The 581-nt window shown below is 43.0% G+C and carries 1 protein-coding gene; it reads right to left on the bottom strand.

Annotated elements, in window-relative coordinates; all coding sequences use genetic code 11:
* Positions 1 to 204: 204 nt before the first annotated feature.
* The gene (locus R7Q11_RS28085; protein ID WP_025501565.1) at positions 205 to 543 is read right to left on the bottom strand and encodes a 4a-hydroxytetrahydrobiopterin dehydratase; all 339 of its coding nucleotides are present in this window, start codon (positions 541 to 543) and stop codon (positions 205 to 207) included.
* Positions 544 to 581 lie beyond the last annotated feature (38 nt).

Below are 581 nucleotides of genomic sequence, written 5' to 3'. Positions count from 1 at the left end.
AGGCACAACCTCAGTTTTTCGTATCGAACTCTAAAAACAGTAGTATCTCAAAGTGTCTACAACTGTGGCGCTAAAACCGTGGCCATAAAACAGAAGTGCTAAATAGGAAACGCCCGAATATCAGTTCGGGCGTTTTTTATTCACGGTTAAGTGTGTTAATGCTTTTCAGAGCATGAATAGCAAACAACGGCTGCCCATTCGTGTTTATTCGCTCAACACCAACGCATCACACTTAGACGCACAGATGAAATCGTTCTTATGCAAACCTTTAATGGAATGGCTCCACCAAGTCACGGTGACTTTGCCCCACTCAAGCAAAATTGATGGGTGATGAAATTCTTCTTCTGCCAATTCCGCAATCTTATTGCTGAACGCCCACGCTTGTTTAAAGTTCTTAAACTTATATGTCTTCTCAAGTTGCGGAATGTCGTCCCTTTCAATGAGATGCCAATCGGACAGCTGCAGCAATAGAGATTGCTGTTCTTCTTTCGTCAGGGCAATGGCATCAAAGCTACAAGCTTCGCATTTTTGTTCATTCAGCATGAGCAGGTTCCTTAGGTTCAAAAGGTGGTGGAAGCAAT

The organism is Vibrio sp. 970 (genome assembly GCF_033339075.1).
Note: the sequence above shows the minus strand (reverse complement) of the source record. Positions and strands in the feature narration are given on the sequence as shown.